We start from the raw sequence: 24,353 nt of genomic DNA, 5'->3' as shown, positions 1-24,353 counted from the left end.
GCCGCGCGGAGTGAGCGCGGAATAATGAGGGCATGACCGAACCTGTATCTGGAACCTTGCATGGCGGGGCGACGTACCCGCTCTCCTTTCCGCTGCGGGTGCGCTGGACGGAAGTGGACCCGCAGGGCGTGGTGTTCAACGGGCACTACCTGATGTACGCGGACCTGTGCACCACCGAGTACTTCCGCGCGGCGGGCCTCGCCCCGTGGGGCGGGCTGCCGGACCCGGCCGCGCCGCACGACCCGCAGGGACTCGACCAGTACGTGGTGCGCGCCACGGCCGAGTACCGCGCGTCCGCCCGTTTCGACGACCTGCTGACCCTGCGTGGGCGCGTGTCGCGGCTCGGGAACAGCAGTTTCGTGTTCGAGTGCCGCGTCGAGCGTGACGGGGAACTGCTGTGCACGGTGGAGGTCGTGTCCGTGAACGCGCACGCGGGCCGTTCGCGCCCCCTTCCGGCCTCGTTCCGGGCGGCGGTCCTGGCCCTCCAGCCGGACCTCGCCGCCCCCGACGGCAGCGCTCCGGCCCTCTCGTTTCAGGGCGACTCGCCCGCCTGACCCAGGCCCACGTGCAGGTTCGCGGGGCCAGCCACGTCGGCCAGGGACACCGGCCCGTAGTACCGGGAGTCCACGCTCTCCCCGACGATGCGGTTGTCGCCCAGCACGTAGATCTGCCCCGGCCCGAGCCGCACGGTCTGCTCGGGCCGGTCCGTGCTGACGGCCGTGTACGGTTCCGTCAGCGGTCGGCCGTTCAGCACGACGTGCCCGTCCCGGATGCCGACGCTGTCGCCCGGCACGCCGATCACGCGCTTGATGTTGTACGGCCGGTAGCGTCCCAGCGGGCCGTCCTGGTAGGCGTACTCGCTGCTGGCCGGCGCGCGGAACACCACGATGTCGCCCCGGCGCGGGTAGCCGTCCCACAGGCCCCACGCGCGCAGCCAGCGCGGGTACTTCAGGAGTACGGCCACGTCCCCGGTGTGCAGGGTGGGGTTCATGCTGTTGCCGTCCACGCGCGCGAACGTGAACCCGAACGTCACGACGAGCCACACCGGGAGGGCCGCGCCGAGCAGCCACTCGCGCCACAGCCGCACCCACCACGGGCGGGCGGGGGTGGTGGGCGGGGCGGGGGAGGGCTCGCCGGTCATCCCGGCATGCTAGAGCACGCCGGGCCGGGGTGGCCGGGACCCGTGCCCCGGCAGGTGCATGCCCCTGAACGTGGCGAATTCAGGAGTGTTCATTCTGCTGTGGCCCGAACAGTGCGGGCGCGGTAAACTGAGTGCGTGATTGCCTTCCTTTCCGGCGTGGTCCGCGACCTGCGCGAGAACAGCGCCGTGCTGCTGGTGTCCGGCGTCGGCTACGAACTGCTGTGCCCGGCCTCCACCCTGGGCCGCCTGACGACCGGCGACCCGGCCGAACTGCACACCCGTCTCGTGGTCCGCGAGGACTCCATGACGCTGTACGGCTTCCTCGACACCGACAGCCTGCGCCTCTTCGACCTGCTCACGCAGGTGAGCGGCGTCGGCCCCAAACTCGCGCTGGCCCTGCTGTCCGCCATGCCGCCCTCCGCGCTCGCGCAGGGCCTCCTGACCGGCGACACCGCCCTGCTGTCCAGCGTGAGCGGCGTCGGCAAGAAGACCGCCGAGCGCCTCGTGCTGGAACTGCAGAACAAGGTGCCCGAACACCTCGCCGCCGGACCGGTCGGCGCGGGCGCCAAGGCGGCTGCCGTGGTCTCCACCGCCGGACGTGACGCGGTGGACGCCCTGCTCGCCCTCGGCTTCCGGGACGCGCAGGTGCGATCCGTCGTCGCGGAACTGCTCTCGCAGGACCCGGCCCTCAGCGCCGACGCCCTCATCCGGCGCGGCCTCGGCAAGCTGCGCTGAACGCCGCCCACCAACCCTAAACGAGCGGTCAAGTCCGCCCGCCCCCAATCCCGGTACGGTGAACGAATGCCCCCAGCCCCCACCCGACCGGAACGACCGTGACCGCCCAGGCCCGCAAACTCCGTGGTGGCACGGACGACGGGGGAGGCGCCGACCGCCAGGACCGGGACCAGCCGGTCAGCTGGCTGGAACTGTTCTTCGACCTGGTGTTCGTGTCGGCCTTCGACCGCCTCTCGCAGCGCCTCGCGGCGCACCCGACCCTCCCGTCCTTCGGGGTGTACGTTTTGATCTTCCTGGCGCTGTGGTGGGCGTGGCTGGGGAACACCAACTTCGCCGCACGCTACGGCAACAGCTGCCGCGCGTACCGCTGGGGCACGCTCGCGCAGATGCTGGCCCTCGCGGCGCTCACCGTGTCGCTGCGCGGCGACCTGCGCGACGTGGGCGCCTTCTTCGCGGGCGCGTACGCGGCGGGCCGCGCCCTGTTGATCGTGATGCTCGTCCTGCACCGCAGGCAGGAGGCTGCCGCCGCACGCCGGGACGGGAAGCGGCCCGAGGAGGACGGGCGCAGCGACCGGCTGCTCGTGCTGGGCTTCTCGGTCGGCGTGCTGCTGTGGCTCGCGTCCGTTCCGCTGGGCGGCGCGGCGCAGCTCGCGCTGTGGACGCTGGCGCTCGCGGTGGACGTCCTGACGGTCGTGCTGACCGAGGCCCGCACCCGCCGCGAACTGCCGCACCAGGGTCACTACCCGGAACGGCTGGGCCTGCTGTTCATCGTGTTCCTGGGCGCCATCGTGACGGAACTGTCCCGCTCGGCGGGCGAGCAGCGCCTGCGCCTCCCGGACCAGCTGCCCGCCGTGCTGGCCTTCGTGCAGATCATGGCCGTGTGGCGGCTGTACTTCGACGAGGCGCACACCCTCCCGGCCCTCGTCGCGCGCCGCAGCGGCCGCGCGGGCCTGCTGTACGCGTGGGCGTACACGCACCTGCCGCTGATGCTGGGCCTGGGCGTGCTGGGCGTGGGCCTGGGCGAGAGCGTGGCGGGCGAGGGCCAGGAGGCCGACCACCTCGCCCGCCTCCTCGTGAGCGGCGCGCTCGCCGTGGTCCTGCTCAGCATGGTGCTGCTGCGCGCCTTCTCGCTGCGCGCCCTGAACCGCGTGGAGGACACGCCCGGACAGCGCCCGGCGGGCCGTGAGGGGCGCGGCAGGCAGCTGAACCTGAGCGCCGTGGCGCGCGTGACGGGCGCCGCCGTCCTGCTGCTGCTGGTGCCGGTCCCGCTGTCCTCGCCCGTCTACGAGGCGCTGTGCGCGGCAGTGCTGCTGCTCGTCACGTACCTCAGCTGGCGCGACCCGCTGCGCGAACGGCTCTCCGAGCAGGAAGACGACCTCTCCGACGCCTCCGAGGAAGCCGGCCAGCGGGATGACGCCGGAACGGGCACAGAGGGCCAGGAAGGAGCGCGGCCGGACGGGAACAGTGAAAACCGGCAGCGGGACACGCCGGACGTGCAGCGCCCCTGAGATGACCGGACGGGTCTGCCCACCCGCGCCCGCACCACGCAGGCCCGGGGGGACTATGCTGAAGGCAGGCTCGCCCCACCCCGTTCCCGCGCCGCCTGCAGGTCCGGCGCCGATCCCCGGCGCGCCCGCCGACGCTTCGCCCGGACCAACCGGGTCCAGCCCGATCACTCAGGTTCAGGAGGTCCGCCATGACAGACGATCCCCGTCCGCACGACCCCTTCCCGCCCGCCCAGGCCACGCCGGGCGCCGTGAGTCTCGACAAGTCCACCCCGGCAGGCCAGCGGCAGGAGGCGGGCGCGTCGCCCTGGGCCGCCGCGCAGGACGCCGCCACCGGTGCCGCGAACGCCGCACAGCAGGCCGTCCAGGGGGGACTGAACAGTTTCCAGGCGCAGGGCGACGTCGCGCAGCGCCGGCTGATCGCGGGCCTGCTCGGCATCTTCCTCGGCAGCCTGGGCGTCCACAAGTTCTACCTCGGCATGACGCAGGCGGGCCTCATCATGCTGGGCCTCACCATCGGTGGCTGGATTCTGGGCATCGTGGGTTCGCTCGTCATCGTGGGCGCGATCTTCTTCGTGATTCCCTGGGCGGTCGGCCTGCTCGGCCTGGTGGAAGGCGTCCTGTACCTCACCAAGTCCGACACGGACTTCCAGCGCGATTACCTCAGCGGCAGGAAACCCTGGCTGTGACGCTCCGGTGCGCGCAGCACGCGCGGCGCGCGCAAGGCTGATTGCAGGCTGAAGCCACATAAACGTTTTCTCCTGTGCACCTCATGGCCCGTCAAGTGCGGGCCTTTAGCCTGCAGGCACAGGAGGCACCACCATGAAAAAGATTCTGACCATCTCCGCTGCCGTCACGGCCGCCCTGATCACCGGTACCACGTTCGCCGCCCCCAAGATCAGCGCTCAGAGCATCATCGTGAACCCCACCCCCAGCGACCTCGCCGTGAAGGTCAACGTGGACCGCGACCCCACCGGTGGGCAGGTCGCCACGTACCGCGTGGGCGACAACGTCCGCATCAGCGCGACCGTCAACCAGGACGCGTACGTGTACCTCTTCGACATCGACGCGGCCGGCAAGGTCACGCAGATCCTCCCCAACCGCTACAACAGCGGCGCGAACTTCCTGAAGGCCAACACCACCAAGGTGTTTCCCGCCGCGGGCGACAACTACAGCTTCAGCATCGACGGCCCCCTCGGCCTGAACAAGGTGCTGGCCGTCGCGTCCAAGACCGAACTGAACCTCAGCAACATCAGCGAGTTCGCGAACGGCGCGCAGTTCGCCACGGGCCGCGTCGAGGGCCAGCAGCAGCTCGCGCAGGCGCTCAGCGTCGTCGTGAACCCCCTCCCGCAGAACAGCTGGGTCAGTGACACCGCGCTGTACAGCGTCGCGCCCAGCCAGACCGTCAGCACCGGCAGCCTCTTCGTGGGCAGCAACGCCCCCGGCAGCATCGTGTACCTCAACGGCCGTCAGGTCGGCGGCGCGAACGTCACGTACACCAACCTGCAGCCCGGCACGTACGCCGTGCGCGTCACCACGCCCGGCTACGCCGACTACAACGGCAACGTCAGCATCCGCGCCGGTGCCGTCCTCAACCTGAACGTGGAACCCACCGCCGGGACCGTCACGCCCGCCCCGCAGCCCGTGCAGTCCGGCCGCGCCACCCTCAACCTGCGCAGCAGCGTCGCGGGCGCCCTGGTGTTCGTGGACGGCCGTCAGGTCGGCAGCATCCAGAACGGCGGACTGAACCTCGTCGTGCCCCAGGGCAGCCACGAGATCGTGCTGATCGCCCCCGGCTACCGCACCTTCGTGAACACCTACAACGTCACCCAGGGCGGCACCCTCACCATCAACCCCACCCGCTGAGCCAGGACAGCAGCGTCCGCCCCCCGCCCCCGTGGCGGGGGGGTTCTCGTGTGACCTGCGCGGGTCAGGGGAGGGACTGCCCGACCCGTTCAGCCGCGCACGGTGTTCCGGCCGTTCTGCTTGGCCTCGTACAGCCGCTGGTCGGCCCGTTCGAACAGTTCCGCGAAGCCCTCCCCGGACCGGTACGCGGCCACCCCGAAGCTCGCGGTGACGCTCAGGCCCGCCAGGTCCTGCGCCGCGAAGGCCCTGCGGAGGCGTTCGGCGATCACCAGGGCCTCGCTCTTCGAGACGCTCGGCAGGATCACCACGAACTCCTCGCCGCCCCAGCGGGCCACGCGGCCCTGCGTGCCGGTGTGCCGCCTCAGTCGGCGCGCGGCGGACTTCAGGACCGCGTCCCCGACCGGATGCCCGTACCGGTCGTTCACGCCCTTGAAGTTGTCGATGTCGCAGATCAGGAACGCGAGCGGCAGGCGGTCCCGCATGGCCGCGTCCAGCACTTCCTTCAGGTACGTTTCGGCGGCAGCGCGGCCCATCAGGCCCGTCAGGCCGTCCATGCGCGCCTGTTCCAGCTGCACGCTCGCCAGCTGCCCGTGCTCCAGGCGACCCTCCACGAAACGCGTGATGAGCGCCGAGGTGACCGTGACGACCACCAGCATCATGTCCATCGACAGCCACCCGTCCAGGGCCGCGCCCCGCCCGCCTCCCAGCGCGATCAGCGCGCCGAGCATCGTCACGAGCGACACGAGCGACACGCCCAGCGCCAGACGCCACCCCAGCACCACGAAATACAGCACGAACACCAGCGGCGTCCACCCGATCGCCCCGGTCGGCTGCAGGCCGCGCTGCAGCATCACGACCGTCTCCCACACCCCGAACGGCACGAAGATCGCCGTGAGCAGGTAACTCAGCGGCCGGAACCGGATGCCCGGCACGGCCGCCAGCAGCGTCGCCACGCCTGCCAGGTACCCGCTGATCGCCGTCGGCCCGAGCGGATCGAGCGGCATCTGGACCAGCAGCGACCGCAGCAGCAGGTACAGCAGGTACCCGACGCTCACGCACAGCAGCACGCGCCTGCGTCCCGGTTCCAGGGAGGAGGCCACAGCGTCCGCGGGCAGGAGCGATCGGCGGGAAGAGACGGACATTGACCCCCCATCCTAGCGGGCAACTCTTCCGAAAACCTGACCCTGTGGGGCCGCTGTGCAGACAGACTCGCCGCGCGGAGCTGTGAAGCGCCGCGCCCGCCTTGACAGGGCCGCCCCCGCCCGCTAAGCTCTATGCCGCTGCCACTGGTGGCGTTCTGGTCCGGTAGTGTAGCGGTTAGCATATCTGCCTGTCACGCAGAAGGTCGCGGGTTCAAATCCCGTCCGGACCGCCAGAACCGAGCAGGAACAATCAGGAAGCGGAAGAAGCCGGGGCCCCCAGGGGTCCCGGTCCGCTGTGATGCACGGCCCGCCGGACAGCCGGGCACGTGCCACGGACGTCAGGTCACGGCGCGCCTGCCCGGCCGCGGCGGGATGTGTGCGGGCCTGACGTTTCGCGGGCAGCGGGGGGGTATTATTGCCAGCGGTTTCGCACGGCTTTTTGGGAGCAATGCCCTTCTGGTTCACGTTCAGATGTCTGGCCCCAGACCCGCGCACGGCGAGCGCCACCCAGTCCCCACCCCAGGCCGAGACCGGCCGAGGCTGGGGGACACTTCCGCTGGAGGACGCCTGCATTGAAAACTGCCCCTTTTACCGCCACTGACGCCGCCGAACTGTACTCCATCCCCGCCTGGAGCGGCGGGTACTTCCGGGTGTCCGACGCCGGCAAGATCGAGGTCACGCCCAGCCCCGGCCTGCGCGCCACCCTCTCCGAGATGGTCGCCGAACTCGTGCAGCGCGGCGAGAGCCTGCCCGTCATCCTGCGTTTCCCGCAGGTGCTGACAGGACGCGTCAAACAGCTGAACGAGGCCTTCCAGGCCGCCACGCTGGAGTACGGGTACAGTGGCGCGTACCAGGGTGTGTTCCCCATCAAGGTCAACCAGCGCCGCGCCGTGGTGGAAGGCATCGCCGCCGCCGGGTACGACTACGCGCACGGCCTGGAGGCGGGCAGCAAGGCCGAACTCGCCCTGTGCCTCGCGCAGCGCATGCACCCCGACGCGCTGCTGTGCTGCAACGGCTTCAAGGACGACGGCTTCATCAAGCTGGCCCTGTGGGGACGCACGCTCGGCAAGAACGTCGTCATCACGCTCGAGAAGTACAGCGAACTCGACCGCGTCCTGAAGCAGGCGACGGCGCTCGGCGTGAAGCCCGCCATCGGCGTGCGCTTCAAATTGCACGCGCGCGGCAGCGGCCAGTGGGAAGAGTCCGGCGGCGACCAGGCCAAGTTCGGCCTGAACGCCTACGAACTCCTGCGCGTCGTGGAACGCCTGCGCGAACTCGACATGCTCGACAGCCTCGTGATGCTGCACACGCACATCGGCAGCCAGATCACCGACATCCGCCGCATCAAGGTCGCGGTGCGCGAGGCCACGCAGACGTACGCGGGCCTCGTCGCGCAGGGCGCGCCCCTCAAGTACCTGAACGTCGGCGGCGGCCTCGGCGTCGACTACGACGGCAGCAAGACCACCTTCTACGCCAGCATGAACTACACCCTCAAGGAGTACGCCGCCGACGTGGTGTACACCGTGCAGGAAGTCTGCAAGGCCCGCCAGGTGCCGGAACCGACCATCGTGTCCGAATCGGGCCGCGCCCTGACCGCGCACCACTCGGTGCTGGTCGTGCCGGTCGTGGACGTCGCCGGTCCCACCCGCGACCTGCAGGACATCCCCGAAAGCAAGGGCGAACCGCACCAGGTCGTGAAGGACCTCGAAGAGATCTTCGAGAACATCTCCGGACGCAACTACCGCGAGATGTACAACGACGCCGTCGGCGACAAGCAGACGCTGCACAACCTCTTCGACCTCGGCTACGTGACGCTGGAGGACCGCGCGCGCGGCGAGGCGCTCTTCAACGCCATCCTCCGCAAGATCCAGAAGCTCATCAGCGGCGAGAAGTACGTCCCGGACGAACTGGAAGACCTGCAGAAGGTGCTGGCCGACAAGTTCATCTGCAACTTCTCGCTGTTCCAGAGCCTGCCGGACAACTGGGCCATCCAGGCGCTGTTCCCCATCACGCCGCTCGACCGCCTGAACGAACAGCCGACCCGGCAGGGCACGCTCGTCGACATCACCTGCGACAGCGACGGCAAGATCGACAAGTTCATCGACCTGCGCGACGTGAAGGCCACCCTGCCGCTGCACGAACCGAACGGCGACCCGTACTACCTGGGCGTGTTCCTGGCAGGCGCGTACCAGGACGTGCTCGGCAGCGCCCACAACCTCTTCGGGAAGGTCAACGAGGCGCACGTCACCGTCCGCCCCGGCGGCCGCTACCACATCGACCTGTTCGTGCGCGGCCAGAAGGCCCGCCGCATGATCGAATCGATGGGGTACGAGGAACCCATGCTGCGCGACAGCATCGAGAACCAGACGGACCGTGCCATCGAGGCAGGCATCCTGACCACCGACCAGGAACGCGAACTGCTGGAGGACTACGACGAGGAACTGCTCGGGTACACGTACCTGGAGTACGAGGAAGCGTAACGCACACGCCCCGCCCGAACTGGAGCGCCCCGCCTGACATTCAGGCGGGGCGCTCGTCCTGCTGGCCCTGCCGGGCGCAGGGGACGCTCAGCGGCGGTACAGCAGGTTCAGGTTGTCCTCGCTGATGCGGCCCTTCTGGATGCTCACGCGGTTGTAACTGAGCAGCAGCTGCCCACCCCCGAACTGCAGCAGCGACAGGTGCCCCTGCAGGGCGTTCTGCGTGCGCGGGTTGCTGCCGCGCACGTCCCACGCGAGCCCGCTGCTGGACCCCATGCCCGTCCCGTCCTGCGCCGCACTGATCTGCACGGTGCGCGGGCGGGCCGTGAAGCCCTCCGGCGTGCTCAGCTCACCCGAACCCAGGTCGATGCTCAGGCCTTTCAGGACGACCGCGCCGGGCGCGTCCCCGAACACCAGGCGGCTCCCGTCGCGCGACACGGTGAGCCGCAGCGAACGGCCGCTCGGGACGAGCGTGCTGCGGAAGATCAGGTACCGCTGGAACTCGGAGCGCGTGATGCCGAGCCGCTCGTCATAACTGGGGATGTTGCCCTGCTGCGCCTGCCCGAGCACGCTCGCCAGGACCTTCAGGTCCCCGCCGGACTCCACGACGCGCTGCTGGAAATCCACGACCGACACGCGCGGCTGCGCCACCATCACCTGCGTGACCGTGCCGGGCAGCGGCACCAGCGCCGCCAGCCGGGCCCGCAGCGCCGACTCGGGCGGCAGCGACGGGACAGCGGCCAGGGACGACGCACCCTGCGCGAACTGCGAGAACATCAGGACCGGCGCGCCCCCTTGGAGGCCCACCAGCAGGGTCGAAATCAGGATGTGACGGGTGGCCCTCATGCCAGTCGTCAGCTTAGAGCGCGACGGTGAGAACTGGCCCGTCCCGCACGTACGCGCGTTCATGTTCCGGCGGGACCGCACGCCCGCACCGCACCCCCCGCCGCCCGCGCCTTCCCCGGTCCGGACGGGTGAAGTGATCGACATCCCCGCGCCGCGCCCCGGAGGTACGCTGAAGCATGGCTGACCTGACCGACACGCGCAGCGTCCCCTCGTCCCTGTACATCCCGGCCCGGCACGCCGAACTGCTCGCCGCGTACTGCCTGGACGCGCAGCCCGGCCAGCGCGTCCAGGTGAGCGCCACCACCCTCGCCCTCCCGCTGCTGGAGGCCCTGAACCGCGAACTGCTCACGCGCGGCGCGCGGCCCGTCCTGCGCATCGAGTACCCGGAACAGCTCGACGACTTCTACCGCTACGCCAGCGACGACCTGATCGACCAGCTGCACCCCGCCGACCTGTACGACATGGGCGCCAACGAGGCGACCCTGCGCATCCTGACGCCGCAGGACAGCGTGGCCGACAGCCGCCCCGAACGCCGCGCCCGGCACGCCCGCGCCCTCGCGCCCCTCGCGCAGCTCAGGTCGCAGCGCCGCTGGAGCCTCACGCTGTACCCCACCCTGGCGGGCGCGCAGGCGGCCGGCATGACCCTCCCCGAGTACGAGGACTTCGTGGCGCGCGCCATGTTCCTTGACCAGCCGGACCCCGTCAGCGGCTGGGTCGCCGTGCGCGAACGGCAGGCGCACCTCATCGAGCGGCTCAGCCGCGCCGACGTCGTCCGCATCGTCGGACCGGAAACGGACCTCACGCTCCGCGTGGGCGGCCGCACCTGGGCGAACAGCGACGGCAAACGCAACATGCCGAGCGGCGAGGTCTTCACCGGCCCGCACGAGGACAGCGCCGAAGGCCACATCTACTACGCGCTCCCCACCATGGTCGGCGGACGCACCGTGTCCGGCATCCGCCTCACCTTCCAGGCGGGCCGCGTCGTGCAGGCCAGCGCCGAGGTGGGCGAGGACGTGCTGCTGTCGTCCCTGAACACCGACGCGGGCGCCCGCCTGCTCGGCGAACTCGGGATCGGCACCAACTACGGCATTCAGACGCCCAGCCGCAACATCCTCTTCGACGAGAAGATCGGCGGGACCGTCCACCTCGCGCTCGGCAAGAGTTACCCCGAGACGGGCGGCGTGAACGCCTCCGCCCTGCACTGGGACATGATCTGCGACCTGCGCGGCGGCGGCGAGATCCTGCTGGACGGCGAGGTCTTCCAGCGCGGCGGCCAGTTCGTCTGAGCGGCGACGGCGACACCGCCCAGGGTGCGGTCTGGATCATCTCGGGCAGTCCCGGCGCGGGCAAGAGCACCGTGAGCCGCGCCCTCCTGCGGCGCTTCCCGTTCGGCCTGCACCTGGAGATCGACGCGCTGCGGGAACAGGTCGTGTCGGGCCTGGCCCCCCCCGCGCCCGACCACCCGCCGGAAGCGGTCCGTCAGTTCCGGCTGGCGCACCACGCGGCCGTGCAGCAGGCGCGACTGTACGCCCGTGAGGGCTTCGAGGTGGTCATCGACGACGTGCTGTGGCCGCGCGGCGTGCAGCACCTCGTGGACGGCCTGCACAGCCTGACGGTGCGCCGCGTGTTCCTCGCGCCCGGCCTGGACGTGGCCCTGCACCGCAACGCCACGCGCACCAACAAGACATACGACACCGCGACCCTCGACCCGCTCATCCGGTCCCTGCACCCCTCCATGCCGGTGGACGAGTACCGCGCCGAGGGCTGGACGGTGCTGGACACGGCCCGCCTCACTGCCGAGCAGACGGTGGACGCGCTGCTGGCCACCCTGCCCGGGTAGGGCGGGACAGCAGAGGAAGGGGCGGGCCCGCTGCAGGCCCGCCCCTTCCCGTTGCCGTGCCCGTCACCTGTTGCAGTAGGCGGTCACCTCGGCGTCGAAGGCGCCGATCAGGCCGAACACGCCGAGCAGCGTCCCGAGCGGGAAGTTCAGGATGCCTAGGACGAACAGCACGATGGCCGCCACGCGACCCCAGCTGCGGCCCGCCTGCACGGCACGCAGCACGAACACGTACAGCACCGCCAGCGCGATCTGGAAGACCTCGATCACCCACACGAACGCAGACAGGAACCCCAGCACCATGCGGACACTGGCGGGGTCCGTGGCGCTGTCATTCATGGAGGCCGCAAAATCCGGTGAGGCCGCGATGGCCGAGATGAGCGGCACCAGCAGCGGCAGGAGCAGCACGCCGATCACCTGCAGGACAAGCATCACGATCAGCGGAACCGTCACCCAGGAGAGGCGGGCGGGCACCTGCAGGGCAGGCGTCTGGGGAGCGGGAAAGGTCATGACGTGAGCTTACACGCGGCACGGCACGGGTGCGCCGCCCCGTCCGGTCACTTCGCGGCGCTGACGCGGTACACGGTGCCGGTCTGGTCGTCCGTGACCATCAGGGAGCCGTCGGCGGCCGTCTGCACCCCTGCCGGGCGGCCCAGGCTGGTCTGCCCGTCTAGGAAGCCCGTCAGGAAGTCCGTGACCTTGCCGGACGTGGGGTCGATCATCACGACCTTGTCGCCGCTGCGCGTGGAGCGGTTCCAGGAGCCGTGCAGCGCCGCGAACAGCATGCCCCGGTACGCGGCCGGGAAGGTCTTGCCGGTGTAGAAGGCGATGCCGAGCGGCGCGGAGTGCGCCGTGACCGTCGCGAAGGCCGGGAGGGCCGTGCCGCACACGTCGGCCGTCCTGCGTCCGAAGTCCTTGTCGAACACCTGCTTGCCGTTCAGGTTGTAGCAGTACGGCCAGCCGTAGAACCCGCCGGACTTCAGCCTGAAGAACGTCTCGGGCGGCAGGTCGTCCCCGAGGTTGTCGCGGTTGTTCATGGAGGCGTACAACGTGTCGCCCTTCCAGGCGAGGCCCACCGCGTTCCGCAGGCCGCTCGCGTACAGTCTGCCGTTCCTGCCGTCCTCGTCGTACACCCACACGGCCGCGCGCTTCGGGTCGCTCTCCTCGCACACGTTGCAGCTGCTGCCCGCCGCGACGTACATGCGGTTGTCCGGTCCGAACACGATGGTGCGCGTGCTGTGCCCGCCGCCCGTCGGGAGGCTCACCAGCCTTGTGGGGGCGGCGCTGGCCTTCTGGTCGCCGCTCCTGTACGGGAAGCGCACGACGGCGTCGGTGTTCGCGACGTACAGGTACGCGCCGTGGAAGGCGAGGCTGTGCGGTGCGTTCAGGCCCTCCGCGAACACCTGCTTGCTGTCGGCCACGCCGTCCCCGTTGCGGTCCGGGAGCACGTACACGCGGCCCGCCCCCTGATCGGCGACGAACAGGTCCCCGTTGGGGGCCACGGCCATCAGGCGTGGGTTCTTCAGGCCGTCCGCGAAGAGACTCACCTTGAAGCCTTCGGGCGCTTTCAGTCGGGCAACCAGGGCAGAGCCGGAAGTGGACTGGGCCTGGACAGACGCGGCAGACAGCACGATGCCCAGCAGGGCCAGAGCATTGAGTTTCATGCCACCAGTAGAGCGCGGGCAGATGAAACCGGCTGCGCGGTGGGATAAAGACTGGCTGGGCCGTATTTAGACTTCGCCCGCTTACCGGTCCGGCCGGGCTAGCATCGGGCGGTGAAACTCGTGTTCCTCTACGGCCCGCCGGGAACGGGCAAACTGACCGTGGCGCGGGAACTCGCCCGGCTCACCGGCTTCCGGCTGTTCCATAACCACCTGACGGTGGACCTCGCGGCCAGCCTGTTCGCGCACGGCAGCCCGGAGTACATGAACTACGTGCGGCACCTGCGCTGTGAGGCTTTCGAGCGGGCGGCGGCGGCCGGCGTGAGCCTGATCTTCACCTTCTGGTATTCGAGCGTTTCAGGCCCGTCGGTGGAGCGCTACCGTTCGGTCGTCGAGTCGCACGGGGGCGAGGTGCTGTACGTGCGTCTGCACTGCCGCCCCGAGGTGCTGGAGGCCCGGGTGGCGAGCCCGTCCCGGCAGGGCTGGAAGATCGCCAGCGTGCCGCAACTGCGTGACGCCCTGGCGCAGTCGCCGGGCTCATTCGGCACGATTCCGGGCACGACTCTGCACATCGACACCTCCGATCTGGAACCGGACGCGGCGGCCCGGCAGATCGCGGCCCACTTCGGACTGGGGTAGACCTACTCTTCCCGCGTGTTCGGCGCGTACTCGAATCTTCCGCCCAGCGCGGTCAGGTGGGCGAAAAACCCCGGGTAACTCTTGCGGATGTGGTGCGCGCCCGTGATGCGGAGGGGCGCGGCGGCGCGCATGCCGAGCAGCGTGAGCAGCATGATCATGCGGTGGTCGCCGTGCCCGTCGACCGTCACGCCGCCCGCGACAGGGCCGCCCGTGACGCTCAGGCTGTCGCGCGTCTCGGCGGTCTGCAGGCCCAGCGCTTCCAGTTCGTGGCGCGTGTCGCTGATCCGGTCGCATTCCTTGAGGCGCAGGGTGTACACGTTCTCCCAGGTGGTGGTACCGGTCGCGGCCACGGCGGCGGCCGTGAGGGCCTGCACGGCGTCCGTGAAGCCGTCCCCGTCGCGCGTGACGGCGTGCAGGGGGCGTCCGCCGCGCACCGTGACGCGCTCACCCTCGCGGGTGATGTCGGCTCCCATGGCGCGCAGCACGTCGATGGCCTCGCGTTCGCCCTGCAGGTCGGCGGCGCGCAGGTTCGAGACGGTCACCTCGCCCGGCAGGACCGCGGCGGCGGCGAGGAGGGCGGCCGAGCCGGGGTAGTCGCCCGGCACTTCGGCCCGTTCCAGCCGGTACGTCTGCCCGCCCGGAATGCGGATGCGCGACAGGTCGTCGCTGGCCGTGGCCCGCACGCCGAACGCGGCGAGCGTGTCGAGCGTCTGCCGGAGCGGCGCGTGACTCTTGATGTCGCCCGTCAGGCGCAGGTCCAGGCCCTCGGGCAGCAGCGGCGCGAGGAACATCAGCGCGGACGCGTACTGGCTGCTGCGTTCGGCCGACACTTCCACCTGTCCGCCGCGCAGGTTGCCGCCCGCCACCGTGACGGGCAGGTGGCCGTCCACGCTGGCGGTGCGCGCCCCGAGGCGCTCCAGGGCCTGCAGCAGGTCCGCCTGCGGCCGCTTCCCGAGGCTGTCCGGGTAGTCCGTCACGAACTGCGTCTCGCCGGTCAGGGCGGCCACGGCCATCAGGAAGCGGGCGACGGCGCCCGCGTTGCCGGGGTTGAGCGTCACGCCGCTGCGGGGCCGCGCGCCGAAGCCCGTCACGACCACGTCCTGCCCGACGTGCTCGGTGCCCGCCCCCCAGTCGCGCAGGCAGCGCAGCATCGCTTCGGCGTCCTCGGAGGTCGCGGCGCCCACCACGCGCGTCCGGCCCTCACTGAGCGCGGCGGCCAGCAGGTAGCGGGTGGTGTAGTTCTTGCTGGGTTGCGCGGTCAGCGTGCCACGCAGTTCCGGGACGGGGTGGACGATCACGTCGAAGGTGCCTGGCAGAGGGTCGGACATGCGTCCAGCGTACCGGACGGCCCGCCGAGCGGCACGCAGACGCATAGAAGAGCCACACGTTCAGGCAGGTGCGCGGGTCGGCAGTTCAGACTTCAGACTTCCAGCGCCGGCCAGCGCGCGCTGCGGTGCACGGTCCCGTCCGCCTCCACCAGCAGGCACGCGCAGCCCGGCACGTCCCGCACGAACGCGAGGCCATCGGCGGGCGGGAGGACGCTCAGGACGGTGGCGAGCACGTCGGCCACCGCGCTGCTCGGCGCGGTCACGCTGGCGCTCACCACCCGCGCGAGCGGCTGCCCGCTTCGCGGGTCGAGCAGGTGCGAGTACCACGTTCCTCCCACCCGGAAGCCCCGGCGGGCGCGGCCGCTCGTGGCGACGCCCGCGTCCTGCACGCGCACCCTGCAGAGCGGCGCGGCGTTGTCGGCCAGGGTGGACGGGTCCGCGATGTCCACCGTGACCGGCTGCGGCCCCAGCACGCGCAGGTCCCCGCCCAGGTTCACGAGCACCTGCGTGACGCCCGGCACGCCCAGCGCCGCGAGCGCCGCGCGGTCCGCGATGTGCCCCTTCGCGAAGGCGTTGAAGCCCAGCGGGAGCGGCGTCAGGTGCGTCGCCGTCCACGCGCCGCCCTCCTCCTGCACGCGGTACAGCGGCCCACGCATCTGGCGCAGCACCACGTCCAGCGCGTCCTGGGCGGGCGGCACGCCACTCTGCTCGGCCGCCCGCCACAGCGGACTGAGCGCCTCGGTCGCCGGGTGGAACGCCCCGCCGCTGCGTTCCGTCCAGTGCAGCGCCTCCCGCAGCACGCCCCCCAGGTCGGCGGACACCGGGACCTGCCCGCCGGACGTGGCGAGCCAGCGGTTCAGCTCGCTGTCCGGCCGGAAGCGGCTGAACACGCCCTCCAGCCGGTCGATCTCGGCGAGCAGCGCCGCCTGCGCCGCCCGCGCCTGACCGGACGTGCCCGCCACGACCTGCAGGTCGAGCGTCGTGCCGAGCACGCCCTCCAGCACCGCCGCGTGCCGCACGGACCGCGCACGCCACGGCAGGCGCGCCAGCAGCCCGGTCAGGCGCGGCACGTCAGCGCCTCAGCAGGAAGCTGCGCCCGCCGTCCAGCCGCAGGTCCACTTCCGCTCGCCCGCCGCTCGTCCGCACGCGGCACTCCGCCACCTGGGCCGGCACCCGCACGCCCGGCGCGACCCGGCTGCACGCGACCGGCACGGCAGGCGGCACCCGCACGGCCGCCAGCACCGCCTGACCGTACACGCGGACCTCTCGACCCTGGAACGCGAACACCGCCACGAACACGCCCACCAGCGTCACGAAGCCCGCCAGCATCACCACGAAGACCTTCAAGCCCTCACCATACGCAGAGGCTAGCGTGCCGCCCGCCCACGCGTGTCCCGCCCGGTCCTGCGTGCACGCCACGAAAGCCGCATGATCCGGTTTTGAGCTGAACTTTTGGAGTTCAGCCGAGCGAAGCGAGTGCAAATCGATACGGTTTTGAGGAGGTGGAAGCGGGCAGGCGTCCTGCAGGGCGTCCGTTCTGCCCAAGAAGGGATGCCTTCGCTGTTTCCGGCATCCCTGGAATCGGATCGAAACCGTATGACACCCCTGCGCTATCCTGGCCGCATGAGCAGAGTCATCATCATCGGGGCGGGCGGCGTGGGCAACGTCGTCGCCAAGAAATGCGCGCAGAACGACACGGTCTTCACGGAAGTGCTGATCGCCACGCGCACCGTCAGCAAGGCCGACAAGATCGTCGCCGAGATCCACGAGCACATGCCCGGCAGCAAGGCGAAGTTCACGACCGCCAGCGTCGACGCCGACAACGTGCCCGCCCTGGTCGAACTGTTCAACGCCTTCAAGCCGGAACTCGTCATCAACGTGGCGCTTCCGTACCAGGACCTGACCATCATGGACGCCTGCCTGGAGACCGGCGTGCACTACCTCGACACCGCCAACTACGAGCCGCTCGACGTCGCGAAGTTCGAGTACTCCTGGCAGTGGGCGTACCGCGAGCGTTTTGAGAAGGCGGGCCTCATGGCGCTTCTCGGCTGCGGTTTCGACCCCGGCGCGACCAACGTCTTCACCGCGCACCACGCCAAGCACCACTTCAAGGAAATTCATTACCTCGACATCGTGGACTGCAACAACGGCAACCACGGCAAGGCCTTCGCCACCAACTTCAACCCCGAGATCAACATCCGTGAGATCACCGCGAACGGCCGCTATTATGAGAATGGCGAGTGGGTCGAGACGCAGCCGCTCGAGATCTCTCAGGACATCTACTACCCCAAGGTCACGACCCGCAAGAGCTTCGTGCTGTACCACGAGGAACTCGAATCGCTGGTCCTGAATTTTCCGACCATCAAGCGCGCCCGCTTCTGGATGACCTTCGGCGAGAGCTACATCAAGCACCTCTCCGTGCTGGAAGGCATCGGCATGACGAGCATCGTGCCGATCGACTACAAGGGCCAGAAGATCGCGCCCATCGAGTTCCTGAAGGCCGTGCTGCCCGCCCCGGAATCGCTCGCCGAGAACTACACCGGGCAGACCTGCATCGGCGTGCAGGCGCGCGGCATCGGGCACGACGGCAAAGAGAAGGTGCACTTCGTGTACAACGTCTGTGACCACGCCCAGACCTACAGGGAAGTGCAGGCACAGGGCGTGAGCTACACGACCGGCGTGCCTGCCATGATCGGCGCGATGCTGATGCTGCAGGGCACCTGGAAGAAGGCCGGCGTGTACAACGTCGAGGAGTTCGACCCCGATCCCTTCGTCGCCGCCATGAACGCCTGGGGCCTCCCGGTGGACGAACTGCCCGGCATTCAGCTCGTTCACGACTGATTTGAGCTGAACTTTTGGAGTTCAGCCGAGCGGAACGCGAAGCCGCCGCCCGGCCGCGAGCACCAACAAGTACGGTTTGGAGGAGATGGAAGCGGGCAAGCGTCCTGCAGGGCGCTGTTCTGCCCAAGAAGCGGGCAGGCGTCCTGCAGGGCGTCCGTTCTGCCCAAGAAGCGGGCAAGCGTCCTCATGGGCGCTGTTCTGCCCAAGAAGGGATGCCGGTGCTGTTTCCGGCATCCCTGGAATCGGATCAAAACCGTACGAGCCCACGGCCGGGCCAGCGAAGGGAAGCCCCGGCCTGACGTACGACGACGAAGTCCCGGGGTGTCCCCTGGATTCAGGAGAGCGGGAAGCCCTGTGGTGGGGCTTCCCGCTTCTGCGTTCCGGCTCAGTTCACGGTGCCCTGGATGTTCACGTCGAGGCGGCCCACGTACTTCATCAGCCAGTTCCACGGGAGGTACGCGTACCCGCCGTCGCCCCAGCAGCCGCCCCAGGAGTTCCTGGCGATGAAGTACCCGCCGCCGGCCGCTTCGGGCGCGTTCGGGAGTTTCGCTTTCAGCTCGGCGTTCGTGACGTACCCGACGAGCATGACGACGTGGTTCCAGTTCTGCACGTCGGCGGCCTTGTTCGGCTGGCAGTTCTGGCCGTTGTCGTCGCAGTGCTGGACGGCACCGTACGGCAGGTCGCCCACGAACCCGCCGCCGTTCAGGTAGTACGCGTCGTGCGTCATGAGGACGGGGTTGCCGCTCCGCACGGCGAGCGCCGTCCAGAAGAGCGACGCGGCGCGGTTCGCGGGGTCGTACAGGTCGCTCGTGCGGTTCATGTCGATGCCGTACGCGGTGCGGGCCTGCGCGAGCTGGAAGCCGCAGCTCTGCTTGCCGCCCACCAGCAGGCACGCGCTGGGCGCCTGGTGCACCGTGTCGGAGCAGGTGCTGGCGAAGGGGTAGCCTTTGCAGGTGTTGGTGTACGTCCAGTGGCCGGACTTCTTGGGGGTTTCCGTCTCGGTACGCTCCCGGCTCTTGTTGTACTGCCAGGTGTTCTCCAGCGCGAAGCGGTAGTTGTTCTCCTGCGACTGCTTGGCGGCCGCGAGCGGCCAGAAGCCGTCCGCGGCGTCCAGCTGGCCTGCCAGGATCTTGTTGTACGCCACGAAGTCCTCCTCGGAGAGGTTCGCGCGGCGCTTGAAGTCCCGGTTGAGGGTCGTTTCGACCGCGCCGACCGTCGCGAAGGCCCAGCACGTCCCGCGTCCCCCCTGTGACCTCACGTCCGGCAGGTACTTCTTCATGGGGAAGTCGATCGCCTGGTACAGGCCGTTCGCGCTGGCGCTGCAGTTGCCTTCGGTGTCGAGCCCGTCGCCCTGGCCCTGCGGCGCGAGGAGCTGCGTGAGGTCGCGGACGTTCAGGGTGGCGCGCGTGACGTTGTTCAGGGCGCGCGTCACGACGGGGCTGACGCTGACCGTGTCGCTGCCGCCCGCGCCGGGCGCCTGCGGGGCGGCGCTGACGTCCTGCACGTCCCGCAGGGCCGCGTCGTCGAGGTTCAGGCTGCGCGCGTACCCGAGCGCGAGGTCCGCGTTCGTGCGCCGCTGCCCCTGCATCAGGGAGAGCTGCGACGCGGTCTGCTCCAGGCCCACCTCGGCACTCAGGAGCCGCACCTGCTGCGGGCCGCTTCTGGTGTCGATGGTGAGGACCGGTTCCTCGTAGGGCCGCGTCTGCGCGAGCTGCACGAGGCGCGCCAGTTCCGGCCGGGCGGTCACGGCGCCCGACACGACGCTCAGGTTCCGGTCGAGCCGCTGCTGCCGCAGCGCGGCGCTGCTCTGCAGGGCGGCGGCCGTGATCCAGGTGGGCGTGCCGAGCGCCGCGAAGCGGGCCGCGTCGTCGCCCTGCAGCACCCGCAGTCCGGCGGGCAGGGCCGCACTCCCGAAGGCGGGGGCCGTCTGCAGCAGCTGGCTCACGTCCAGCGTCCTGAGCTGCAGGGTGGACGTGTTGAGCTTGACGCCGCCCGCCTGCGCGAGCAGCGGGCCGGGCGCGGCGAGCGCCGGGGCGGGCAGGACCAGGGCCAGCAGGGCGGAGGTGAGCGTCAGGAGCGGGGCGGTGGTGGCGGGGCGTGCATTCATGTGGACCTCCATCGGGGAGCGCCGGACGGTCCTTGCGGGTGTGCGGCGCGGGGTCGGACATCCGTCCTGCCTTCATGCTGCCGGGGCGGGCGTTACGGTCGCGTTGCGTTGCCCGGCCCGCCTGCCCGGCCACGTGTGTACACTCGGACCATGTCCGACGCCCCCAAGCTGACCGCCCCACAGCACCCGCTGCTGCAGCACAAGCTCTCCCTGATGCGCGACGTCCACACGGGCGTCAAGGAATTCCGCGAGCTGGCCGCCGAGATCAGCATGCTGCTCGCCTACGAGGCCACCCGCGACCTGGAGACGGAACCCACGACGCTCACCACGCCCATCGCGACGGCGCAGTTCCCGATGCTGAGCGGCAAGAAGCTCGCGCTCGTCGCGATCCTGCGCGCGGGCCTCATCATGACGGACAGCATCGTGCGCCTCATTCCGGCCGCGAAGGTCGGGCACATCGGCATGTACCGCGATCCCGAGACGCTGGAACCGGTCGCGTACTACAGCAAGCTGCCCGCCGACATCTCCGAACGTCGCGTGTTCCTCACCGACCCGATGCTCGCCACGGGCGGGTCCGCCGTCGCCGCCATCGACAACCTCAAGGCGGCGGGCGCGCAGAGCATCAAGCTGATGTGCATCCTGGCCGTGCCGGAAGGCATCAAGCGCGTGCACGACGCGCACCCGGACGTGGAGATCGTGGTGGCCGCCATCGACGAGGGCCTCAACGACCACGGGTACATCGTGCCGGGCCTCGGGGACGCCGGGGACCGCATCTACGGCACCAAGTGACGCGCGGCAGGGGAGAGAACGGGCGCCCCGCCTGATCCGACTGCCCGGACTGACCCGAATGCCCGGACTGACCCGATTGACAGGGGCCGCGTGGGCGGCGGCCGGGACGGTGCTGCTGCTGAGCGCGGCCTCGCTCGTGGCGGAGCGCAGCGTGCCGACGCTGCTCGTCACGTACTTCCTGCCGCCCCTGCTGTGGCTGCCGCTGCCGCTGGCCGTGCTGCTCCTCGCCGCCCACCGGCGCGCGTGGTCGGCGGCGGCCGTGTGTGCCGTGGCGTCCGTGACCGTGCTGGCGCAGCTCGGCTGGGCGTGGCCGCACGCCGCGCCCGGCACGCCCCGGGCCGGTCTGCCCCTGCGGCTTCTGACGTACAACGTCGCGCGCGGCCAGGGCGGGCCGGACGCGCTCGCAGGCGCCATCCGGGCCGCGCACGCGCAGGTCGTGTGCCTGCAGGAAACCAACGCCGTGCACGGCGACCTGCCCGCGCTGCTCGCCGCGCGCCTCCCGGGGTACGCGGTCGTCCGGTCCCGCGAGACGGCCATCCTCACGACGCTGCCCGTGCACTCGTGGCGGGCGGACCCGCTGCCCGGCACGGCCCGCCACCTGCTGAGCGCCACCCTCGGCGTGCAGGGCGTGCAGGTCACGGTGCTGGACGCGCACCTGACCACCGTGCCGCTCCGCCGGGACTGGCAGGCGGCCCGCGCGGCCCGGGACGCGCAGGTGGACGCGCTCCTGCGGCGGGCCGCCGCCACGCCCGGCCCGCTCGCCGTGTGCGGCGACTTCAACACGCCCGCCAGGGGCATGGTGTACGCCCGGCTGCAGCGCAGCTTCACGAACGCCTGGCAGGCCGGGTCGGGCCTGGGCCTCACCTTCCCGGCCGCGTGGCCCGCCGTGCGGATCGATCACGTGTGGCTGCGCGGCCTGACCGCCACGCACGCCAGCGTGCCGCGCAGCCGCGCCTCCGACCACCGCCCCCTGCTGGTGCAGCTGACCGTCCCCGCCGCACCCTGAAGCCGCTCACCTGGGCAGACAGGTGCTCCCGGCGGGCCCCGCGATTCTTGCGCCGCCTGCGTGCAGCGCGTACACTGGCCCTTGTCAGCACGGCATACAGTTCGCACCGCCCTCACGCACGCACCCCAATTGCCCGAGGAAACTCACGGGTAAGAGCCGGGGAAAGGTAGGCATTCAATGGCAGAAGTGATCCTGGAACACATCTACAAGCGCTACGGCAAGACCCAGACGGCCGTCAAGGACTTCAACCTGCACATCAAGGACAAGGAGTTCATGGTGTTCGTCGGGCCGTCCGGCTGCGGGAAGTCCACCACGCTCCGCATGATCGCGGGCCTGGAAGACATCTCGGAAGGCACGCTGCGCATCGGTGACCGCGTCGTCAACGACGTGCCCCCCAAGGACCGCGACATCGCGATGGTGTTCCAGAACTACGCGCTGTACCCGCACATGAATGTCTACGACAACATGGCCTTCGGTCTGAAGCTCCGCAAGACTCCCAAGGAGCAGATCGACGCCCGCGTGCGTGACGCCGCCAAGATCCTGCAGATCGAGCACCTGCTCGGCCGCAAGCCCAAGGAACTCTCCGGCGGTCAGCGTCAGCGCGTCGCGCTGGGCCGCGCCATCGTGCGCGAACCGAAAGTGTTCCTCATGGACGAGCCGCTCTCCAACCTCGACGCGAAACTCCGCGTGGAGATGCGCTCCCAGATCAGCCAGCTGCACCGCCGCCTGGGCACCACCATCATCTACGTGACGCACGACCAGGTGGAGGCCATGACCATGGGTTCCCGCATCGTCGTCATGCGTGACGGCGTGATCATGCAGGTGGACACCCCCCTGAACCTGTACGACTACCCCAACAACAAGTTCGTGGCGGGCTTCATCGGCAGCCCCAGCATGAACTTCGTGACGGCCAAGGTCCAGAACGGCCAGTTCGTGGTCGGCGGTTCCGCCGTCGCGCCCGAAGGCCGCCTCGCGGAGAGCCTCAAGGCGCACGAGGGCAAGGACGTCATCATGGGCATCCGCCCCGAGCACCTCGGCCTGCGCGGCATGAGCAACCTGCCGGAAGGCACCAACATCGTGCGCGGCCGCGTCGTCGTGGTCGAGCCGCTCGGCGCGCAGACGGACTTCATCGTGGAGATCGCCGGGCAGACCGTGACCGTCAAGGTCGACGGCCAGGCCCGCATCCAGCCGGGCGACAACGTCGAACTGCTCGTCGACCAGCGCCGCCTGCACGCCTTCGACGTGCAGACCGAGAACGCCATCGACCGTGGCACGCCCACCGGCACCATGGGTCAGGCCGACCTCGAACAGGCCGTATACACCACCGCCTGAACCCGCACCCCACAGCAGGGCGGACCGCCTCCGGGCGGTCCGCCCTGTCTGCTGCCGCCCCGCCCCGTGTCACGCCGCACCTTCCGGAAGCGGCGGGCCGTCCTCATGCGCGCCGCATTGCCGACCTGTGCGTGATCGGATACATTAACCCTGGCTGAACGCTGCCCGCAGCGCAGGTCCACGCCCGTCACCTTTCCACTTCCCGACGCTGTTTCCGGAGGTTCCATCATGAAGAAGACGCTCCTCGCCCTGACCACCCTCGCACTGCTCGCCACGACCGCCCAGGCCCGCACCTGGGACGCCATCAAGCAGTCCGGCACCATCAAGATCGCCACCGAAGGCGCCTTCCCGCCCTTCAACTACTTCAAGGGCAAGCAGCTCACCGGCTTCGAGGTGGACCTCGCCAACGCCATCGCCAAGCAGCTGGGCCTGAAGGTCGAGTGGATCTCGCAGCCCTTCGACAACCTCCTGATCGGCCTGAACCAGGACCGCTACGACTTCGTGATCGCGTCGCACGGCATCACCGCCGAACGCCAGAAGGCCGTGGACTTCAGCAACCCGCACTACTGCACGGGCGGCGCCGTCGTCAGCAAGATCGGCGGACCCAAGACGGCCGCCGACCTCAAGGGCAAGACGGTCGCCGTGCAGGTCGGCACCACGTACCTGGAGAACGTCCAGAAGGTCGCCGGGATCGGCCGCGTCAGCACCTTCCCCAAGGACACCGACGCGCAGGCGGCCCTGATGGCGGGCCGCGTGGACGCCTGGGTGGGCGACAAGTTCAGCGCACTGGACGTCGTGAAGGCCCAGAAAGGCAAGCTGCAGGTCGGCGAGCTGCTCTTCCAGGAGAAGATCGCCATGGCCGTCAAGAAAGGCAACAGCAGCCTCGTGAAGGAACTGAACTCCAGCCTCGCCACCCTGCAGAGCAACGGCGTGTACGCCAAGCTCAGCCAGAGCTACTTCGGCTCCGACATCCGCTGCAAGTAAAGCGCTGACCGTTCGCTCCTGAAGGGGCGGCGGGACGCGGGCCAGGGCAGGCCGCCGACCTCAGTCAAGGGTTGGCGGCCTGCTCCTGTTGCCCCGTACGCAGGTGCCGGGCACCGC

At 70.1% G+C, this 24,353-nt stretch carries 23 protein-coding genes and 1 tRNA gene; 15 read left to right on the top strand and 9 right to left on the bottom strand.

Annotated features, from left to right (window positions below):
- Positions 1–32 precede the first annotated feature (32 nt).
- Positions 33–554, top strand: coding sequence for an acyl-CoA thioesterase (locus IEY33_RS15595; protein WP_188964211.1), 522 nt, complete (start codon positions 33–35; stop codon positions 552–554).
- On the opposite strand, the gene lepB is transcribed toward IEY33_RS15595, so the two are convergent.
- Positions 533–1,141, bottom strand: a complete 609-nt coding sequence (gene lepB, locus IEY33_RS15590) for a signal peptidase I (RefSeq protein WP_188964210.1) — start codon at positions 1,139–1,141, stop codon at positions 533–535. The two genes, IEY33_RS15595 and lepB, sit on opposite strands and share 22 nt — an antisense overlap.
- 135 nt (positions 1,142–1,276) lie before the next feature.
- On the opposite strand from lepB, the gene ruvA reads away from it, so the two are divergent.
- The 4 genes from ruvA to IEY33_RS15570 all read left to right on the top strand — a co-directional run bounded on the left by ruvA (position 1,277) and on the right by IEY33_RS15570 (position 5,247).
- Positions 1,277–1,876, top strand: a complete 600-nt coding sequence (ruvA, locus tag IEY33_RS15585; RefSeq protein WP_188964209.1) for a Holliday junction branch migration protein RuvA — start codon at positions 1,277–1,279, stop codon at positions 1,874–1,876.
- 98 nt (positions 1,877–1,974) lie between these two features.
- On the top strand, positions 1,975–3,384 hold the full coding sequence (locus IEY33_RS15580; protein WP_188964208.1) for a low temperature requirement protein A: 1,410 nt from the start codon (positions 1,975–1,977) through the stop codon (positions 3,382–3,384).
- A 188-nt stretch (positions 3,385–3,572) separates the two neighbouring features.
- Positions 3,573–4,070: a TM2 domain-containing protein gene (locus tag IEY33_RS15575; protein WP_188964207.1), complete on the top strand. Its 498-nt coding sequence runs from the start codon at positions 3,573–3,575 to the stop codon at positions 4,068–4,070.
- A 133-nt stretch (positions 4,071–4,203) separates the two neighbouring features.
- Positions 4,204–5,247 carry a DUF4384 domain-containing protein gene (locus IEY33_RS15570; RefSeq protein ID WP_188964206.1) on the top strand — a complete coding sequence of 348 codons (1,044 nt, stop codon included), beginning with the start codon at positions 4,204–4,206 and terminating at the stop codon, positions 5,245–5,247.
- An 89-nt stretch (positions 5,248–5,336) separates the two neighbouring features.
- Here the strand turns inward: IEY33_RS15570 and IEY33_RS15565 are convergent, their stop codons facing one another.
- On the bottom strand, positions 5,337–6,347 hold the full coding sequence (locus tag IEY33_RS15565) for a GGDEF domain-containing protein (protein WP_188964205.1): 1,011 nt from the start codon (positions 6,345–6,347) through the stop codon (positions 5,337–5,339).
- 199 nt (positions 6,348–6,546) lie between these two features.
- Here IEY33_RS15565 and IEY33_RS15560 point away from each other — a divergent pair.
- Together IEY33_RS15560 and speA are read left to right on the top strand one after the other, a co-directional pair.
- Positions 6,547–6,622 (top strand) — tRNA-Asp (locus tag IEY33_RS15560).
- Between the two features lie 339 nt (positions 6,623–6,961).
- Positions 6,962–8,869 (top strand): biosynthetic arginine decarboxylase, encoded by a 1,908-nt coding sequence (gene speA / locus IEY33_RS15555; RefSeq protein WP_188964204.1) that lies wholly within the window; start codon positions 6,962–6,964, stop codon positions 8,867–8,869.
- 87 nt (positions 8,870–8,956) lie between these two features.
- Here the strand turns inward: speA and IEY33_RS15550 are convergent, their stop codons facing one another.
- Positions 8,957–9,712 (bottom strand): hypothetical protein, encoded by a 756-nt coding sequence (locus IEY33_RS15550; RefSeq protein ID WP_188964203.1) that lies wholly within the window; start codon positions 9,710–9,712, stop codon positions 8,957–8,959.
- Positions 9,713–9,888: 176 nt separating this feature from the next.
- On the opposite strand from IEY33_RS15550, the gene IEY33_RS19355 reads away from it, so the two are divergent.
- Entirely contained in the window at positions 9,889–10,998 is a 1,110-nt protein-coding gene (locus IEY33_RS19355; protein WP_229671067.1) for an aminopeptidase, read from the top strand.
- Positions 10,914–11,552 (top strand): P-loop nucleotide/nucleoside kinase family protein, encoded by a 639-nt coding sequence (locus IEY33_RS19350; protein WP_306415621.1) that lies wholly within the window; start codon positions 10,914–10,916, stop codon positions 11,550–11,552. Before IEY33_RS19355 ends, IEY33_RS19350 begins: the two co-directional genes overlap by 85 nt.
- A gap of 63 nt (positions 11,553–11,615) precedes the next feature.
- Here the strand turns inward: IEY33_RS19350 and IEY33_RS15540 are convergent, their stop codons facing one another.
- Positions 11,616–12,059 (bottom strand): hypothetical protein, encoded by a 444-nt coding sequence (locus tag IEY33_RS15540; RefSeq protein ID WP_188964202.1) that lies wholly within the window; start codon positions 12,057–12,059, stop codon positions 11,616–11,618.
- A 47-nt stretch (positions 12,060–12,106) separates the two neighbouring features.
- Positions 12,107–13,213, bottom strand: a complete 1,107-nt coding sequence (locus IEY33_RS15535; protein WP_188964201.1) for a PQQ-dependent sugar dehydrogenase — start codon at positions 13,211–13,213, stop codon at positions 12,107–12,109.
- 111 nt (positions 13,214–13,324) lie between these two features.
- Between IEY33_RS15535 and IEY33_RS15530 the strand changes: the two genes are divergently transcribed.
- Positions 13,325–13,849: a P-loop nucleotide/nucleoside kinase family protein gene (locus tag IEY33_RS15530; protein WP_188964200.1), complete on the top strand. Its 525-nt coding sequence runs from the start codon at positions 13,325–13,327 to the stop codon at positions 13,847–13,849.
- Between the two features lie 2 nt (positions 13,850–13,851).
- Here IEY33_RS15530 and aroA read toward each other — a convergent pair whose 3' ends face one another.
- From aroA to IEY33_RS15515, 3 genes are all read right to left on the bottom strand, one after another.
- Positions 13,852–15,177 carry a 3-phosphoshikimate 1-carboxyvinyltransferase gene (gene aroA / locus IEY33_RS15525; protein ID WP_188964199.1) on the bottom strand — a complete coding sequence of 442 codons (1,326 nt, stop codon included), beginning with the start codon at positions 15,175–15,177 and terminating at the stop codon, positions 13,852–13,854.
- 92 nt (positions 15,178–15,269) lie between these two features.
- Positions 15,270–16,247, bottom strand: coding sequence for an FAD:protein FMN transferase (locus IEY33_RS15520; protein WP_229671065.1), 978 nt, complete (start codon positions 16,245–16,247; stop codon positions 15,270–15,272).
- A gap of 1 nt (position 16,248) precedes the next feature.
- Positions 16,249–16,524 (bottom strand): hypothetical protein, encoded by a 276-nt coding sequence (locus IEY33_RS15515; protein ID WP_188964198.1) that lies wholly within the window; start codon positions 16,522–16,524, stop codon positions 16,249–16,251.
- Positions 16,525–16,800: 276 nt separating this feature from the next.
- Between IEY33_RS15515 and IEY33_RS15510 the strand changes: the two genes are divergently transcribed.
- Positions 16,801–18,018 carry a saccharopine dehydrogenase family protein gene (locus IEY33_RS15510; RefSeq protein ID WP_188964197.1) on the top strand — a complete coding sequence of 406 codons (1,218 nt, stop codon included), beginning with the start codon at positions 16,801–16,803 and terminating at the stop codon, positions 18,016–18,018.
- Between the two features lie 385 nt (positions 18,019–18,403).
- Here the strand turns inward: IEY33_RS15510 and IEY33_RS15505 are convergent, their stop codons facing one another.
- Positions 18,404–20,125: a C1 family peptidase gene (locus tag IEY33_RS15505; protein WP_188964196.1), complete on the bottom strand. Its 1,722-nt coding sequence runs from the start codon at positions 20,123–20,125 to the stop codon at positions 18,404–18,406.
- A gap of 150 nt (positions 20,126–20,275) precedes the next feature.
- Here IEY33_RS15505 and upp point away from each other — a divergent pair, with 150 nt between their 5' ends.
- The 4 genes from upp to IEY33_RS15485 all read left to right on the top strand — a co-directional run bounded on the left by upp (position 20,276) and on the right by IEY33_RS15485 (position 24,236).
- A complete protein-coding gene (gene upp / locus IEY33_RS15500) occupies positions 20,276–20,914 on the top strand; it encodes a uracil phosphoribosyltransferase (RefSeq protein ID WP_188964195.1) in 639 nt (212 codons plus the stop codon).
- A 58-nt stretch (positions 20,915–20,972) separates the two neighbouring features.
- The gene (locus IEY33_RS15495) at positions 20,973–21,920 is read left to right on the top strand and encodes an endonuclease/exonuclease/phosphatase family protein (RefSeq protein ID WP_188964194.1); all 948 of its coding nucleotides are present in this window, start codon (positions 20,973–20,975) and stop codon (positions 21,918–21,920) included.
- A 177-nt stretch (positions 21,921–22,097) separates the two neighbouring features.
- Entirely contained in the window at positions 22,098–23,252 is a 1,155-nt protein-coding gene (locus tag IEY33_RS15490) for an ABC transporter ATP-binding protein (RefSeq protein WP_188964193.1), read from the top strand.
- Positions 23,253–23,480: 228 nt separating this feature from the next.
- Complete coding sequence (locus tag IEY33_RS15485; RefSeq protein WP_188964192.1) at positions 23,481–24,236, top strand: ABC transporter substrate-binding protein; 756 nt, start codon at positions 23,481–23,483, stop codon at positions 24,234–24,236.
- The last annotated feature ends 117 nt before the right edge of the window (positions 24,237–24,353 follow it).

Origin of the sequence: Deinococcus aquiradiocola (assembly GCF_014646915.1) — a bacterium.
GTDB classification, from domain to species: Bacteria; Deinococcota; Deinococci; order Deinococcales; family Deinococcaceae; genus Deinococcus; species Deinococcus aquiradiocola.
This window is presented reverse-complemented; position numbering and strand designations above follow the sequence as displayed.

What these genes read in the sequence shown, in the direction of transcription:
- IEY33_RS15595 (WP_188964211.1), top strand. Translation starts at nt 33, where the DNA reads ATGACCGAACCTGTATCTGGAACCTTGCATGGCGGGGCGACGTACCCG.
- lepB (WP_188964210.1), bottom strand. Translation starts at nt 1,141, where the DNA reads ATGACCGGCGAGCCCTCCCCCGCCCCGCCCACCACCCCCGCCCGCCCG.
- IEY33_RS15575 (WP_188964207.1), top strand. Translation starts at nt 3,573, where the DNA reads ATGACAGACGATCCCCGTCCGCACGACCCCTTCCCGCCCGCCCAGGCC.
- IEY33_RS15570 (WP_188964206.1), top strand. Translation starts at nt 4,204, where the DNA reads ATGAAAAAGATTCTGACCATCTCCGCTGCCGTCACGGCCGCCCTGATC.
- IEY33_RS15550 (WP_188964203.1), bottom strand. Translation starts at nt 9,712, where the DNA reads ATGAGGGCCACCCGTCACATCCTGATTTCGACCCTGCTGGTGGGCCTC.
- IEY33_RS19355 (WP_229671067.1), top strand. Translation starts at nt 9,889, where the DNA reads ATGGCTGACCTGACCGACACGCGCAGCGTCCCCTCGTCCCTGTACATC.
- IEY33_RS15540 (WP_188964202.1), bottom strand. Translation starts at nt 12,059, where the DNA reads ATGACCTTTCCCGCTCCCCAGACGCCTGCCCTGCAGGTGCCCGCCCGC.
- IEY33_RS15535 (WP_188964201.1), bottom strand. Translation starts at nt 13,213, where the DNA reads ATGAAACTCAATGCTCTGGCCCTGCTGGGCATCGTGCTGTCTGCCGCG.
- aroA (WP_188964199.1), bottom strand. Translation starts at nt 15,177, where the DNA reads ATGTCCGACCCTCTGCCAGGCACCTTCGACGTGATCGTCCACCCCGTC.
- IEY33_RS15510 (WP_188964197.1), top strand. Translation starts at nt 16,801, where the DNA reads ATGAGCAGAGTCATCATCATCGGGGCGGGCGGCGTGGGCAACGTCGTC.
- IEY33_RS15505 (WP_188964196.1), bottom strand. Translation starts at nt 20,125, where the DNA reads ATGAATGCACGCCCCGCCACCACCGCCCCGCTCCTGACGCTCACCTCC.
- upp (WP_188964195.1), top strand. Translation starts at nt 20,276, where the DNA reads ATGTCCGACGCCCCCAAGCTGACCGCCCCACAGCACCCGCTGCTGCAG.
- IEY33_RS15495 (WP_188964194.1), top strand. Translation starts at nt 20,973, where the DNA reads ATGCCCGGACTGACCCGATTGACAGGGGCCGCGTGGGCGGCGGCCGGG.
- IEY33_RS15490 (WP_188964193.1), top strand. Translation starts at nt 22,098, where the DNA reads ATGGCAGAAGTGATCCTGGAACACATCTACAAGCGCTACGGCAAGACC.
- IEY33_RS15485 (WP_188964192.1), top strand. Translation starts at nt 23,481, where the DNA reads ATGAAGAAGACGCTCCTCGCCCTGACCACCCTCGCACTGCTCGCCACG.